This is a genomic window from Longitalea arenae (genome assembly GCF_016924755.1).
Classification (GTDB): domain Bacteria; phylum Bacteroidota; class Bacteroidia; order Chitinophagales; family Chitinophagaceae; genus Niastella; species Niastella arenae.
On record NZ_JAFFJX010000001.1, the window covers coordinates 146,499 to 162,693 of the forward strand.

A 16,195-nucleotide genomic window follows, 5' to 3' on the forward strand; every position below is an offset into this window, starting at 1 on the left:
AGGGCAGAAGGCACAAAGGCACAAAGGCAACCAGCCATAAAGGCAAAAACGCATGAAGGCAATGAGCGGCAACGAAGAAGCCGGGCCAGGCATAAAACCACAAAGGCAACGAGGCATAAAAGCGCAGGGGCAAGGCAGCGAGGCCACAGGAATGGCAAAGTAAAAAAGCCGGCCAGGCAAAAAGGGGAAAAGGCCCTGGATCCGGCCATCTCGTCGCCTTATCGCTTTTATACCCCCTCGAGGGTTTTCTCGTTGCCTTGTTGCTTTATTCCGCTATGCCTTTCCTCTAAGCCTTATTCCCTTATTTTTGCGGCCTAACAAAAACTACATAAACTGTATGAAGAACACGCCTTTTACGCAGAAGCACATTGCCCTTGGGGCTAAAATGGCTGAATTTGCCGGGTACAATATGCCCATCTCCTATAGTGGTATCAATGATGAACATGCTGCTGTTAGAAACAATGCCGGCGTTTTTGACGTAAGCCATATGGGCGAGTTCATTCTGAAAGGAGAACATGCATTGGACCTTATTCAACGCGTCACCTCCAACGATGCTTCCAAATTAACCGCCGGCAAAGCCCAGTACAGCTGTTTGCCCAATGAAGAGGGTGGTATTGTAGACGATCTGCTGGTGTATTGCATCGAGGAAAATAAAGTGTATATGCTGGTGGTAAATGCCAGCAACATAGAAAAAGACTGGAACTGGATCTCCCGGTTCAACGACAAAAACGTGGAGATGCATAACATCTCCGATAAAACCTGCCTGCTGGCCATCCAGGGCCCTAACGCTACCAAATTGCTGCAACCGCTTACCGATATAGATATACTTAATTTAAAATACTACACATTCGCCAAAGGCAAATTTGCCGGCGTTGATAACGTATTGATCAGCGCTACCGGTTATACCGGCGCCGGCGGGGTGGAAATCTATTTTGAAGACAAGGATGGCAGTGCTGAAAAGGTATGGGATGCCATCTTTAACCTGGGAGCACCGCAGGGTTTAAAACCCATTGGTTTGGGCGCCCGCGATACCTTAAGGCTTGAAATGGGTTTCTGCCTGTATGGAAACGACATTGATGATACCACTTCGCCATTGGAAGCGGGCCTGGGCTGGATCACCAAGTTCACGAAGGATTTTACGGCCCGTGCCATTCTGGAAAAACAAAAGGCGGCCGGTATTACCCGTAAACTGGTTGGCTTCGAAATGGTTGACAAAGGTATTCCCCGCCACCACTACGACATTAAAGATGCCTCGGGCAATAAAATAGGATTTGTTACCTCCGGCACCCAGGCGCCCAGTTTGCAAAAAGCCATCGGCATGGGTTATGTTGATCTTAACCATGCTGCCCTGGATTCGGAGATTTTCATCGGCGTGCGGGACAAACTGTTGAAAGCAAAAGTGGTGAAGTTTCCCTTTGTTTAAATCGAATAAGGGGTACCTGGTTACTTCTTAATCAGCCCAAAGCCAGTTACAAGTTACAGGTAGCAGGTTATAGCCACTCAATACGCTGACATATTACAGGGTTCCCGAATATGGGTTCTTGTAAGATGTAACCTGAAACCTGTAACCAGTATTCATACACTTGGCGTACTTCTTGCTGCAAGGAGGGCAGGTTTTTTAAATATGTACGTCCCTATATGCCTATTATCCATTTAACAACCTTTATTGCCGCACCTATTGAAAGGGTTTTTGATCTGAGCCGTAGCATAGAACTGCATAAGAAATCAATGGCCAATTACCGCGAACAGGCTGTAGCCGGAACCGTCATGGGACTGATAAACCTCAATGAAACGGTGACCTGGAAAGCCAAACACCTGATGAAGACCAGGGTGTTGCAGGTGCAGATCACTTCCATGGAAAGACCATTCTCCTTTACCGACGAAATGAAAAAAGGCGATTTTAAAAAGATGAAGCATGAACATCATTTCAAGGCAATAGAGAACGGCACACTGATGATCGATATCTTCAACTATGAAGCGCCTTATGGTGGATTGGGCAAATTTATTGGCGGTATTTACCTCACGGGCTATCTCGAGAAACTGTTGGAACAACGGAACCAGTTGATCAAAGAATATGCTGAAAGCAACAAATGGCAACACGTGCTCGACAAAACCCAATAGCCCGGGAAATAACAACAGACAGTAGGCAAACGATCGACCGCCGATAAATAAGAAAGCGTTTGCAAATGAAGCATTCTATACCCGTAAAATTTTGCCAATTGCCAATTGTCCATTGCCAATTGATTTAAGTATTTTTGCGGTTTAATTTAACTATGTCAAACAGCAAACCGACTCTATACACATCTCCGTCTCCTGCCTTACTTGATCTTTACGATATCAACCATACAATAGTAGTGATCATTGATGTCTTTCGCGCCACATCAACCATTGCTACCGCCCTGTATAATGGCGCCAAATGTATTATCCCTGTCGACAGCGTAGCCAAGTGTATTGAACTGGGCAGGAAAATTGAAGCGATCACGGCGGGGGAGCGGGATGGTAAAATTGCCGAGGGCCTGGAATATGGCAATTCACCCTTTGAATATTCCAAAGAATTTATCGGTGGTAAAACCCTGGTGTTAACCACTACCAATGGCACTAAATTATTGCATATGGCATTGGAGCGCGGCGCCGGCCATATCATCACCGGTTCTTTTCCCAACCTGTCGGCCGTGTGTGATTATCTGATACAGCAACAGCAACCGGTATTACTGGGTTGCGCCGCCTGGAAAGACAGGGTGAATATGGAAGATATGTTATTCGCCGGGGCGGTGATTCACCAGGTTAAAGATCATTTTACCATCAACTGCGACAGTTCAGGTATTGCGGAGACGTTGTACCGCAACGCAAAAAGCGACATGTACGGCTTCATAAAAGAAAAAAACGCAACCCATTACCAGCGGCTAACTAATTTCGGGCTGGAGAAAGATATCCGGTATTGCCTTACGCCGGATATCGCGAATGTGCTGCCTTTTTATGAAGAAGGCAAACTGGTGGTGCATAATTCAATAGAGCAATAAGCAGTAGATAAGAGGCTATGCCTGCCAGCTTCGGCTTGCAAGGCCCGCTTAAGCCGGCAGGCAAAAAGAAGCGGAAATTGTAGAATTGAAGATTTTAGCTTTCCTTTAATAAACTAATTCAGATCCCTGTGCGTTATTTGCACAGGGATCTCTTTTTCAGCACTTCTGGTTCATCGTTCTCTTTACTATAAAAAAATGGAAAGCGGCTGTATATAGCTGTTGATAAATGCTGGTTCACTTAACCTTCATGGTTATTCGTTTGTTAACGGACTATAGCAGGCTTTGCTGGTCTTCTTTTGCTTCGTTTCATTGTTGATGGAACATGCAACGTCAATGAGAATACGGCAGCTGTATAAAACGGCCTCGCTTATAAGAGTAAGCCCTTACCTGTGGTATGCCTTTATTGATCTTTAGCAATAAATTATACACAGCTATAATGGCCGCATTGCGCAGCTGCGGAGTTGCTGTTTATGGCTATTGGTGAACCATGCCATAAAAAATATGCCTTAAAAGCAACCGGTTGATTATTATGTAAATAATTTTTTATAATATTTGTGGAAGCAAATTCAAAATAGGCTGGAATCGAATTTGCATATTCCTCAAAAAGCCTGGTTGTAGATCATATCATTTAAAGGTGCCGCAGCGAAGAGAAAAGAACAAGGAGGACCTGGCCGGCAAGAAAAAGTAGCCCATGAGCCCTGAATATATGCAATCGGGGTTAAAATAGTGACAGAAAAGCGGGATCAAACCCAAAAATTTTTGCTTTTTGTAAATTTGGCGTATTATTGTGTTTGGAATAGGGCTGATAAGTCATACCCGATACTCACAAAGCTCATCAGTTAATCTCATTCCACGCATATAAACTCATTTCAATTTTCAAACGTTTTTTCAACGAACAAAGTTTGCTCGTCTGATTAAGGTGTTAACTCACAAGTTATTTTATGTATGACATTTTGCAATTGAACGACATGCTCGTTCCAGAACTGTTAGATATTGCTGAACAGTTAAAAATACCCAACGCAAAAAAATTAGACAAACAGGAACTAGTATATAAAATCCTCGATAAGCAGGCTGTGATGGCAAGTGCAGTAAAGAATGGAACAGCTGATGATAAAGGTAAACGTAAAAGAGTAGTAAAAACAACTACTGCTAACGCAACAGAAGAAGCTGATGTGGTAAGTGGTGATGAGAAACCAGTACGTAAAGAGATGAAGAAGGAAGCGCCCAAAAAGAAAATGATTGAAAAATCAGCTCCGGCAAAGAAAGGGCGCAAGAAACCAGAGCCGGAAGAAGAGGAAGAAGTTACCCCCATATTACCGGTAATGAATGATGATAACGATGAAGATGATATTCCGGTAATTACAGGAAGGGATGACGAAGATGATGAAGAAGATAACAACACCATGATCGCCCATGACCACGAGCGCATCGCAGAACCACAACCTTCCGTAGAACAGCAGCAAAAATCATATCCCCATCGCCGCGAATCTGCTTTTAATATTGAGTTTGACGGCGTTATTATGGCAGAAGGGGTTTTAGAAATGATGCCCGACGGATATGGCTTCCTCCGCTCTTCAGATTACAACTACCTGTCTTCCCCCGATGATATTTATGTTTCTCCTTCTCAGATAAAATTATTTGGCTTAAAGACCGGCGACACCATCTTCGGCGCTGTTCGTCCGCCAAAAGAAGGTGAGAAATATTTCGCCTTGTTGAAAGTAGAAACGATCAACGGTAAACAACCCGAAGAAGTGCGTGACCGGGTTCCTTTCGATTACCTCACGCCATTGTTCCCTTACGAAAAGCTGAACCTGTTCACCCAATCGAATCAATACAGCACCCGTATCATGGACATATTCACGCCCATTGGTAAGGGACAACGCGGATTGATCGTGGCTCAGCCTAAAACCGGTAAAACCGTATTGCTGAAAGAAGTGGCGAACGCCATTGCCGCCAATCACCCCGAATGTTATTTGATGGTGGTGTTGGTAGATGAGCGTCCGGAAGAGGTTACCGATATGGAACGCAGCGTACGTGCTGAAGTAATTGCTTCTACCTTCGACGAACCCGCAGAGAAACACGTTAAAGTATCTACCATTGCCCTGCAAAAGGCCAAGCGCCTGGTAGAGTGCGGACATGATGTAGTTATTCTGTTAGACTCCATCACCCGCCTTGCCCGCGCCCATAATACGGTAGCGCCCGCCTCAGGTAAAGTATTATCTGGTGGTGTGGAAGCGAACGCGATGCAAAAACCCAAACAATTCTTTGGTGCTGCCCGTAAAATTGAAAATGGCGGCTCCCTGACCATAATAGCCACTGCCCTGATCGATACCGGTTCCAAAATGGATGAGGTGATCTTTGAAGAGTTCAAAGGTACCGGTAACATGGAGTTACAGCTCGACCGCCGCCTGGCCAACAAGCGCGTATTCCCTGCCATTGACCTGGTAGCATCTTCTACCCGCCGTGATGATCTCTTGCTGGAGCGCGATGTATTACAAAGGATGAACCTCCTGCGCGTGTATCTTACCGATATGAATACGGAAGAAGCCATGAACGAATTGCTGAAACGGATGCGCGGTACAAAAGACAACTATGAATTTTTAGCAAGCATGAACGGTTAATACCGTCAGGCACTACAAATAAATAAAAGCCATCTCTCTAAAGGGGATGGCTTTTCTGATTTATAGCTTTGTTAAACCAGGGCGTCGATCTTTTTTGCCAGCTGGTGGTCTTTATCAGTAACCACATCGCCGGCGCTGTGCGTGCTTAACCAAACTTCCACCTGGTTCCATACGTTGGTCCATAAAGGATGGTGGTCCATTTTTTCTGCCTCCAGCGCTACCCGGGTCATAAAGGCAAATGCTTCGGAGAAATTTTTGAATTCAAACTTCCGGTAGAGTTTGTTGTTTTCTTCTTTCCACATATAAGCAAGTTTTAAAGCTGTTACAGGTTACAAGTAGCAGGTTACAGGGGACCTTATTGCAGCATGTTAAGCATTGCAGGGGTGCCCGAAAATTGAGCCTTGTAACCTGAACCCCCTAAGTTGTAACCGACAATTGTTTTAATTATCAAATTAGCACATCAGCACATCAGCAATTATGACATTAGAATATCAGGTGCCCTTTATTCTTGATCTTCTCATTGGTAAGCTCCATCACCAGTTGAACACCGGAGATGGTTTTAACGGAATTTAATATTTGCTGGAAGAGTGCATCAGGCACAGTATCGCCTTTCATCAGCCATAAAAAATCAAGGTGCCTGAATTCGGGCAGCAGGTATTCGCCGTCGTACTGGTTGTTATATAAATAGTGTACCAGGCTGCCCAGTGGTTCACGGTATTCAAACACAGAGAAATAATAGTGTCGCTTTTTTTTATGCAGCTGGATCTCTATATCGTTGTTGATGCGAAAATCAAAATGCAGTAAATGATTCAGGTGCCAGCAGAACTGGTAACTTTTCAGGGGTGCTACAATACCAATCAAACGGGTATTGTCGAAAAAATCATTGGCCAGATCATCCAGGTCGAGCTTAAGTTTCATGCCATTATATTGCCATAAAGGTATAAAACTTAGAATTCAACGGAGCCTTCTTTCAATTCTTCGCCTCTTTTATACTTCACGGTTGTTTTATCGCCCTTATGGAATTTCGATAAAGCCTGCATGTAGCTTTCCAGGTTATTGGTGTCATAGGTACCCAATTGTATAATTATGTCCCCGGTTTGAATGCCTGCTTTTTGGGCCGGCCGCCCATCGCTTACACCGTCTACGCGCACACCGCTGCCTGAAAACGTATAATCGGGCATGATGCCAAGAGTAACATTGAAACGGGCCGACGTAGTGGTGGCCGGTTCACGCGTTTTTTGAAAAGCCAGTTTGCCTTTGGTATTGGTTTGGGCTACCAGGCTTTCAATGTATTTGATAATGAACAGTTCCCCGGTGTAATTGATCTTGTTAGGATCGTCGGTGGGTTTATGGTAATCGCTGTGCAAACCCGTAAAGAAGAATAGCACCGGAATATTCTTTAAGTAAAACGAAGTGTGATCACTTGGGCCCACGCCACTGGAGTCATATTTAGGTGTAAAGTACTTCTGTTTGCTTAAGGCGGTAAATACGCCGGGCCAGCTGGGAGAGGTGCCATAGCCGCCAATGGTGATCGTTTTATTGCTATCGTTCAACCTGCCTACCATATCCATATTCACCATATAGTTCACCGTTTGCAGGCTCACAGTAGGATGTTCGGTAAAATATTTTGAACCGAACAGGCCCAGCTCTTCGCCGGAGAAGGCGATAAACAGATAGTTGTTGTTTTTATTCTTTGACAACTTCAGCAGCCTGGCCAGTTCAATAAGCGCGGCGGTTCCGCTGGCATTATCGTCGGCGCCGTTGTGGATCTGCTTTTCACCGCTGCGCAGCATACTGTTGCCATCTTCACCATAACCAAGGTGATCATAATGTGCGCCAAAAATGATCGTGGTGGGCGCGCCGTTATTGATCATGCCAATGACATTATTGCCCGTTCTTTTTTTATCGCTGATAACTGTTTTTAACCTTATATCGAGTGTTGCCGATTCATCGGCCAGATATTGCTTGCCGGCCTTCGGTGTTAAATAAACAACCGGTATAGAAAGTGGACGGGAATTGTCTTTAGCGTCGAATTGCAGGTTATCGGCTATGCCCGAGCTGTTATATACAAACAAGGCTGTAGCGCCTTTTTCAGCAGCTTTGCCCGCAATGGTTTTTATAGCTGTCGCAAGATCAAAATGCGGGTTATCCTTATTCTCTTCAATAAGATCTTTCAGGTCATTGAACCAGGGTACACCCTGTTCCTTCACCGCAGGCGATACAGCTGCCGTAAGGCTTGCTTCCGGACAAAACACAAAAGGAAAATATTCGTCGTTCAGTTTAAGCTCGCGGTCATTAATGAATAGTAAGGTAGAAGGGTTGATCTGTTTGCCGTCATAAATCTCAAAAGGCTGCAGCCAGCCCTGTTCGCCTTTAGGTTCCAGACCGGCCTTCTTAAACTCATTGCTGATGTATTCGCTTGCCAGTTTTTCGCCGTTAGTGCCCGCCCGTCTGCCTTCCAGCTTATCATCCGACAGGTACGAGATATGTGCCTGCAGGTTGGTAATCATAACTTTATCGGCTTTTTTCAACTTCTGACCTACAGAAGACTGGGAGGCGAATAATAGAATGATCAATAAACGCAAAAAAAGGTTCATTGTAGTTATTTTTCAGGCTTAGGTGCTAACAAAGTTATAATTAGACAAAGCCTGTACCAATAATTGTTTATCAAAAATCAGGGCAATTTTAAAGGAGGCAAAATGATCGAAAGTCAGGGCTCATCCATCTTAGAGCGCGCGGGCAGGTCAGAAAATAATACTATTTTAACACATCTTTCAAGGTGTGTTCCAGCTATTTGCTTTTAATTGGCTTCTTGATCAGGATCACTATTTATTGGTGATTTTAGGCAGTAAGTAAACAAATTATTTTATCAGCTGTTTATAAAAGCCTGTTAACCGGTTATTTCCGACATCGCGATGCAAACGCGCGCCATATTAATTTTGTTTAAGATCGTTTTTTTCTTTATAAGCTCACCTTTTTTCCTTTACTTTTGCAGATTGCCCTTTTTTGAACAGATGGCAGTTCGCAGTGGGCAGTTTGCAGTTTCGTTGAATTTTTTGACAGCCTGATTATTATAATATAAACCTGTAAAATTTTAAGGGTTGTAACTGCCAACTGGAAACTGCCAACTTGAAATTCAGACTGCTAATATCTAATCAGAGATTTGGAAATTAAAACAAAGCATGGCACTACCTCATCTTATTAAATATGTGTACACCAATGGAACTGATGAAGTGATCCGTAGGGGAAAGAAGATACACGCCATCGGATATGTAGAACTGGTGGACTATGATGAACTCCTTGATTCTGTAACCTTCCGGGTTAAAGATGATAGTTATACAACTTATTACAAAGTAAACATACAGAAGTTTAAGGACTCGCGAACCCTGTCGGTTCGTTGCGCCTGCCCTTATAACCTCGGTGATATTTGCCGCCACGAAGCGGCAGCGCTTATTCAACTGCAGGAAATGTTGGATAAGAATATGCTGAAGACTGAGAAGGTGGACTACGATCAGAAGCATACCGTATTGAAGATGAAATTCATCGATTTGAAAACATTACGGTTGCTGTGTTCACCGGAAACCTATACGGAAGCCGAAAAATACCTGCGCACCCAACGTGCAGATATTGAATATGCACAGGATGAAGTAGTGAAAGCTACTGTAACCATCGATGGTACGCCCTGGAAAGTAGTGATCCGTAAGAACGAAGAAAGAAATTTTGATACCAGTTGTAATTATGAAGATCGCCTGCATCCGCTCTGTTTGCCCAAGGTGATCGTATTTCTACAATTGCTGAATGCTTATGGACCTTTTTATTTCGACAGCATCCGCAACTGGGATAAAGAGAAAAATAAATTACTCGAAGCCTATGGTTATACACTCAGCGATAACCTTGATGGCAAGTTTGAATTTACTTATAAAGACGGCAAACCTTTTTTGCGGGTGCTGGATCCTTCCATTAAACGCATAGCACCGCAGGATGCCGCCCGCTCAAAACCGAAACCGGTAGTGACCGAAGTGCCTGATGCGGCTGAAACTGTAGCGGTAGAAGAACCGGAAAAAACAAGCACGTTTACGCAACGCCTGGGCGTGGTGTTTAATTTCAATTATGAAAGTTATCCAGGCTTTTCCATTGATGCTATCAGCGGGGAAATAAATGAAGAAGCCACCCAGTTCGCCGGCAAGGTAGAAAAGCTCGATCTCTCCAAGTTCATTAACCTGGAGGTATATGCCGAGAACGACCGGCAAATGATTCCCCAGCTGCGGAAGATGCAGGATGTGGAAGTAACCAAGTACCTTAACCGCAATTCACCCTTTAGCGGAATATGGGAGAATATCATTCACCATGAGGAAGATGACCTGCCTGAAGAGACCAAGGCGCTTATGGTGGAATACCTGCATCCCAAGCTGAAAAAACTGTTTGCAGATATTGCTGCAAACCCATTCGTGTTCTATCTGAACGGTAAAAAGGTTTTCAAAACGGAGAACCTGCACACCGCTGGCATTGTAACCGACTTTATTTCTCCATACTTTAAAATAATTGCCGGTAAGAACAGCTATGAGATCGAATGCTGGGTAAAGCTGAACGGACAACACGTAAACATCAGCGAGAACGGCATCAATAGCAGTTTGCTTTTCTTCTATAATGACAACCTGTTTTTGTGGGATAAACCGGAAGATGTTGGCCTGGTAACGCAGTTCCATGGAAAAGGAAAGCTCGTGTATTCGAAAACCGACTGGCCCGAGCAATTGCGCAAAATGGTATTGCCTCTTACGAAAGATTACCATGTTGAGTTTGACACGTCGCTGGTAAGTGAGGTTAAAGACGGCGATCCTGAAAAACGCGTGGTATTACAGGAAAAAGGCGATTACCTGGTATTTCAACCGCTGTTCTCTTACAAAGGATTTGAAACGAAACCCGGTGGTAAAGACGAGCTGGTGATCCCTGATACCGAAAGAGTGGTGATCGTTCACCGGAATAAAGAAAAAGAGTTACAGTTCATCAAGAAGCTGGAAAACCTGCACTCAGGATTTATCAGACCGGAAGGCGGCCAGCAGCTGGCGCTGAAAGGCAGTGATGTATTAAAGAATAACTGGTTCTTTTTGTTTGTTGACGCCATGAAGGAATTGAAGATCCCGGTATATGGATTTGACGCGCTGAAGAACTTCCGCTTCAATACTGCCCGTCCGCAAACAAAAATTCATATCAGCAGCAATACCGACTGGTTCGATGCGCGGGTTGATATTGTGTTTGGCGATCAAAAAGTGACCATCGCCGATGTAAAGAAAGCACTGGCCAACCGGCAGCAGTTCGTGCAACTGAACGATGGAACGCTGGGTATTCTTCCCGAAGAATGGATCAAAAAATATTCACTGCTGTTCAGGGTAGGGGAAGGCAAGCAAAACCAATTGCGCCTGTCGAAATACCACATGAGCGTTATTGACGAGCTGTACGATAACCGCAGTGAAGAAGAGCTGGTACTAAAGCTTGAAGAGAAATATGAACAATTAAAAAGTTTCAACAAGATAAAAGAGATACCGCTTCCTGAACACCTGCAAAATGTATTGCGGCCATACCAGGAACACGGGTATCACTGGCTGCATTACCTCAGCGAAATAGGCTGGGGCGGTATCCTGGCTGACGATATGGGTTTGGGTAAAACCGTACAGGCTTTATCGTACCTGAATTATTACAGAACCAGCCAGGGCAAATTAAGGGCGTTGGTGGTTTGTCCAACCACACTGATGTTCAACTGGGAAAATGAGATCAAGAAGTTTACGCCTTCGCTTACCTATTACATACATCATGGTGGGGAAAGAACAAGAGGCAAGGAACAGTTCATGAGCGCCGAGATCATCATTACCACTTACGGCACTTTACGCAGCGATATAAAATTATTAGTGGAAATTCCATTTGATTATGTGGTGCTCGATGAATCGCAGGCGATCAAAAATCCCAGCAGTAAGGTTACCAAGGCAGCCTGCCTGTTACAGTCCAAGAACAGGATCTGTTTGAGCGGTACCCCCTTGCAGAATAATACATTCGATATTTTCGCGCAGATGAACTTTCTGAACCCGGGGATGCTCGGCAGCGTTGAATTCTTCCGCCAGGAATTTGCGATACCGATCGATAAATTCGGTGAGGCCGATCGTAAAGACCATTTGCGTAAATTATTATATCCTTTCATTTTGCGCCGTACCAAGGAGCAGGTAGCAAAAGACCTGCCCGATAAAATTGAGACGATCCTGTTCTGCGAAATGGAATCGGAGCAACAGGCCATCTATGATGCCTATCGCAATGATTTCCGCGACAAGATCATGGGCACCATCGAACAGCAGGGGATCCAACGCTCCCAGTTGACCATCCTGCAAGGTTTGATGAAACTGCGGCAGATCTGTGATTCACCCGCCATTTTGAATGAAGCGGAAAAGTTTCCAAACCATTCCATAAAACTGGAAGAGCTTGGCCGCGAGATCACGGAAAATATCAGTAACCACAAAGCGCTGGTGTTCTCCCAGTTCCTGGGTATGCTGGCCCTCATCAAGGAAAAATTGAAAGAGCTGGAAGTTGATTATGAGTATTTCGACGGAAGTACTTCTGCTATTGACCGCGAGCGGGCTATTCAACGTTTCCAGAACGATGATAACTGCCGTGTATTCCTGATCTCCTTAAAAGCCGGTGGTGTGGGTTTGAACCTGACGGCTGCCGATTATGTATACATCGTTGATCCATGGTGGAACCCCGCCGTTGAACAGCAGGCGATTGACCGCACGCATCGTATCGGCCAAACGAAGAATATCTTTGCCTATCGCATGATCTGTAAAGACACCATTGAAGACAAGATCCTGCAGCTGCAGGATAAAAAGCGACTGTTAGCCAAGGACCTCATCACAGACGATGAAGGCTTTGTTAAATCGCTTACCCGAGAGGATGTGGAATATCTGTTCAGTTAATAAAGTCCTGGTTTACATTACTTAAGTAAAGATGTGTTACCAGGAATAAACGAAGTGCCACGATTTGCATTGAAAATGTGCTGATCGTGGCATTTTTTAATAAACAGGCGCCACTAACTTATCCAGAGGATGAACTTTTCAGGACGATCTTTGTTTGCACAAGTTTGCCTGCAGGGTGGCGTCTAAAAGTTTATATTGTAATATCAAACCCATACATGAAAAAGTTTTTTACCCTGATCACTTTAGCGTTCGTATTTGCATCCGCTGGGTATGCCCAAAATGTTTCGGGTAGCATTCAGGGAAAATTATACGATAGTGTTTTCGTTGACAATCTGGTAGATGCTACCGTTACCGTGCTTCATGCTACTGATACAACTGTTGTGTCGTATACCCTGGCCGATACCAGGGGGGAATTCAGGATCAAAAACCTCGCTGCCGGTAACTATCGTTTAATGATCAGCTATCAGGGCTATACTCCAAAATACATAAAATTCAGTATTACAAGCGAAGCACCCAATGTACAGTTAGGGACTGTTTACATGAGTAAGAAAGAGAACATGCTGCAGGAAGTGATCGTTGAGGCGCCGCCAATAGTAGTAAAAAAAGATACAGTTGAATTCAAGGCCGATGCCTTTAAAACAAAGCCCAATTCTACAGCCGAAGACCTGTTAAAAAAATTACCGGGTGTGCAGGTAGATAAAGACGGCAATGTAAAAGCGCAGGGCGAAGATGTGCAGAAAGTATATGTTGATGGAAAGGAATTTTTTGGTACCGATCCTAAAATGGCGACCAAGAATATTACTGCCGATATGATCGAATCGGTACAGGTGTTTGATGATATGAGCGACCAGGCGAAATTCACCCGGATAGACGATGGCAGCCGGTCAAAAACGATCAACATTAAATTGAAGAAAGACAAACGCAAAGGGTATTTCGGCCGCTTTTCAGTGGGCGCCGGCGACAATGAGCGCTACCAGGCCAGCGCTATGTTCAACCGCTTCGATAACGATCGCCGTATATCAGTACTGGCCGGGTCGAACAACCTGAACAGGTCTACTTTTTCCTTTAACGACATTGTTGGCACAATGGGTGGTTTTGGTTCACGCGGGGGCGGCGGCGCTGGTGGCGGTGGCTTTGGTGGTGGAGGTGGTGGCTTTGGCGGCGGCAGTGGTGGCCGTGGTGGCGGTGGGCGCGGATTTGGTGGTTTTGGCGGTGGCGGTGGCTTCGGCAGCGGCAATAACGGTATTACCAAAGCTACCAATGCCGGAATTAACTACAGCGATAAATGGGGCAGTAAAGTGGATGTGACCGGCAGCTATTTCTTTTCAACCAGTGATAACCGGAAAGAACAGCAAAGCCTTACCGAACAAACGATAGACGGCGACTCCGTTATCTTTCAGCATGAGGATATCTTTTCAAACGCAAGAAACGAGAATCACCGGTTCAATCTGCGATTTGAATATTATATCGACTCCATGAACTCCCTCTTGTATACCCCGAACCTGGTCTTACAGCACTCCGATTCATATTCATACGATACCTTGTTTACCCGTTCTATAAACACCGTTGATTTTCTGGCCAATGAAGGCACAAACATAAATTCGAATGTGCGCGACGGTATTAACCTGAATAATAACTTGTTGTATCGCCGCCGGTTTCGTAAGCCGGGCCGTACGTTAACCGTTGGCCTGAACAACAGCATCAGTAACAGTGATGGAAATGGCACCACGGAATCACCTTTTCGCTCCTATGATGCACAGGGCAATTTAACTAGCATAATCAATCAGAATTTCAGGTCGTCTCAGAAGACCAGATCAATGAATAACGTGCTTAGTACTTCTTATACTGAACCGATTGGCAGCAATAAGTTAATAGAACTTAACTATGCGTATACCAACCGGCATAGCACCAGCGACCGCGATGCCTATGATTTCAATACCGGTTCGCTTAAATATGATATCGTTAACAAAGCCCAGACCAATTATTTTGAAAATGATTTCATTGCCCATCGGGGGGGCGCCAACTTCCGCGTACAAAATAAAATGTACAGCTGGCAAATTGGTGCAGCCGTTGAGCATTCCGAACTGAATAATTATAACGATCGCGCCCAGTATGGCGACACTACGATAAAACAAACATACACCAACCTCTTTCCTACAGCCAATTTCAGCTACCAGTTCAGCCGCTCAAAGAACTTACGCTTGTATTACCGGGGCCGTACCAATCAGCCATCCGTAAATCAATTGCAGGAGGTTCCTGATGCATCGAATATTTTATCAGTAACGAACGGGAATCCGTCCCTGCGGCAGGAGTTTACGCATAACGTAAACCTTAATTACAATACTTTTGATGCGGTGAGCTTTAAATTCCTGTCGATTAACATCAATTTCAGCAATACGCATAATAAGATTGCCAACAGCATCGATTCCCTGCGTCCTGAAATAAGGGAGAAGTATGAGGGATACGACACTTTCCCTTCAGCATCGCAATACATTGTACCGGTTAACCTGAACGGGTCATACAACACCTCTTCATTTATAACATTTGGTTTGCCTTTGCAGGGAAAACTGAAAGGAAGCAGCCTGAATTTCAATAACTCTGTCGTGTATAACCGCGATGTGAATATCCTGTTCCAGAAGCAAAACGTTACCAATACTTTTACAGTTACCCAAACAGCCGGTATCAACCTGAATATTAAAGATGCCCTGATCATGGGCTTAAATGCCAGTGTTGCCTATAATAAGGCTACCTACTCGCAGTTATCAAAACAAAATAATGAATACTTTACCCAAACATATTCAGCCGACATCAGCTATACTTTCCTCAAGAGCCTGGTACTGTCAACCGATTTTGATTACTACATCAATACCGGCCGGGCCGATGGCTTCAACCAAAGCATTCCTTTATGGAATAGCAGCCTGGCCTATCAGCTGTTTAAAAAGAAGAATGGGGAGTTAAAATTCTCGGTGAACGACCTGTTGAACCAGAACCAAAGTATTTCCCGTACCGTAACGGATGGTAAGGTACAGGATACCCGCGTAAATGTATTGCGCCGGTACTTTATGCTCACCTTTACTTATAACCTTAACCGGGCTGGTGCCGGTCAGCAGCAACGCCAGGGCGGTCCCAGGTTACCGCGCAATATAGAACGCCAAATAGAGCGGAATAATAACGGGGGCGGCGGTATCATAATGCCCGGCTCACGGCAATGATGGCTGCGGCTAAAAAATTGCGGCTGAGCTGTGCCACACTTTTAAAGTGTGGCACAGCTGTTTAAGCCGAAGCCATAAAAAAATCCCCTCCCGGTTTGTCGGGAAGGGACTAGCACATACTTACATTGTGGTTTCAGAGGTAATGCTATGCGTTATAATAAATTGTAACTGGTTCTTAATGGAGCTTTCTTCTTACGGGAGCAGGGCTGCTGATGGGTGAATTGCCCAGCATAACAACTGCTAACAAAGTTTTAACAAAACGAACGATGTTGGAAGAAGGGCGGTAGATGGTCTTGTGAATTTTCGCACGGTGTACATCATAGTACATTGGATTCTTTTTCATTGGTCTTGAATTGTTAAGAATTAATAGAATAAGCCGACTAGTG

Annotated in this window: 10 protein-coding genes; 6 read left to right on the forward strand and 4 right to left on the reverse strand. The window is 44.6% G+C overall.

Annotation, left to right across the window (positions count from 1 at the left end):
- Positions 1-337 precede the first annotated feature (337 nt).
- From gcvT to rho, 4 genes are all read left to right on the forward strand, one after another.
- The gene (gene gcvT, locus JT717_RS00675; protein ID WP_205508177.1) at positions 338-1,423 is read left to right on the forward strand and encodes a glycine cleavage system aminomethyltransferase GcvT; all 1,086 of its coding nucleotides are present in this window, start codon (positions 338-340) and stop codon (positions 1,421-1,423) included.
- Between the two features lie 215 nt (positions 1,424-1,638).
- Complete coding sequence (locus tag JT717_RS00680; protein ID WP_205508179.1) at positions 1,639-2,121, forward strand: SRPBCC family protein; 483 nt, start codon at positions 1,639-1,641, stop codon at positions 2,119-2,121.
- A 152-nt stretch (positions 2,122-2,273) separates the two neighbouring features.
- Positions 2,274-3,020, forward strand: a complete 747-nt coding sequence (locus tag JT717_RS00685; RefSeq protein ID WP_205508180.1) for a 2-phosphosulfolactate phosphatase — start codon at positions 2,274-2,276, stop codon at positions 3,018-3,020.
- Positions 3,021-3,961: 941 nt separating this feature from the next.
- Positions 3,962-5,641, forward strand: coding sequence for a transcription termination factor Rho (gene rho / locus JT717_RS00690; RefSeq protein WP_205508181.1), 1,680 nt, complete (start codon positions 3,962-3,964; stop codon positions 5,639-5,641).
- A gap of 71 nt (positions 5,642-5,712) precedes the next feature.
- Here rho and JT717_RS00695 read toward each other — a convergent pair whose 3' ends face one another.
- The 3 genes from JT717_RS00695 to JT717_RS00705 form a co-directional block, all read right to left on the reverse strand.
- Positions 5,713-5,943, reverse strand: coding sequence for a 4a-hydroxytetrahydrobiopterin dehydratase (locus JT717_RS00695; RefSeq protein ID WP_205508184.1), 231 nt, complete (start codon positions 5,941-5,943; stop codon positions 5,713-5,715).
- A gap of 181 nt (positions 5,944-6,124) precedes the next feature.
- A complete protein-coding gene (locus tag JT717_RS00700; RefSeq protein WP_205508185.1) occupies positions 6,125-6,559 on the reverse strand; it encodes an IPExxxVDY family protein in 435 nt (144 codons plus the stop codon).
- 29 nt (positions 6,560-6,588) lie between these two features.
- Positions 6,589-8,238, reverse strand: a complete 1,650-nt coding sequence (locus JT717_RS00705) for a M28 family peptidase (protein WP_205508186.1) — start codon at positions 8,236-8,238, stop codon at positions 6,589-6,591.
- Positions 8,239-8,823: 585 nt separating this feature from the next.
- Here JT717_RS00705 and JT717_RS00710 point away from each other — a divergent pair.
- Positions 8,824-12,597, forward strand: coding sequence for a DEAD/DEAH box helicase (locus JT717_RS00710; protein ID WP_205508187.1), 3,774 nt, complete (start codon positions 8,824-8,826; stop codon positions 12,595-12,597).
- A gap of 215 nt (positions 12,598-12,812) precedes the next feature.
- A complete protein-coding gene (locus JT717_RS00715; protein WP_205508188.1) occupies positions 12,813-15,809 on the forward strand; it encodes an outer membrane beta-barrel family protein in 2,997 nt (998 codons plus the stop codon).
- A 175-nt stretch (positions 15,810-15,984) separates the two neighbouring features.
- Here JT717_RS00715 and JT717_RS00720 read toward each other — a convergent pair whose 3' ends face one another.
- Positions 15,985-16,152, reverse strand: a complete 168-nt coding sequence (locus tag JT717_RS00720) for a hypothetical protein (RefSeq protein ID WP_205508190.1) — start codon at positions 16,150-16,152, stop codon at positions 15,985-15,987.
- Between the last annotated feature and the right edge of the window lie 43 nt (positions 16,153-16,195).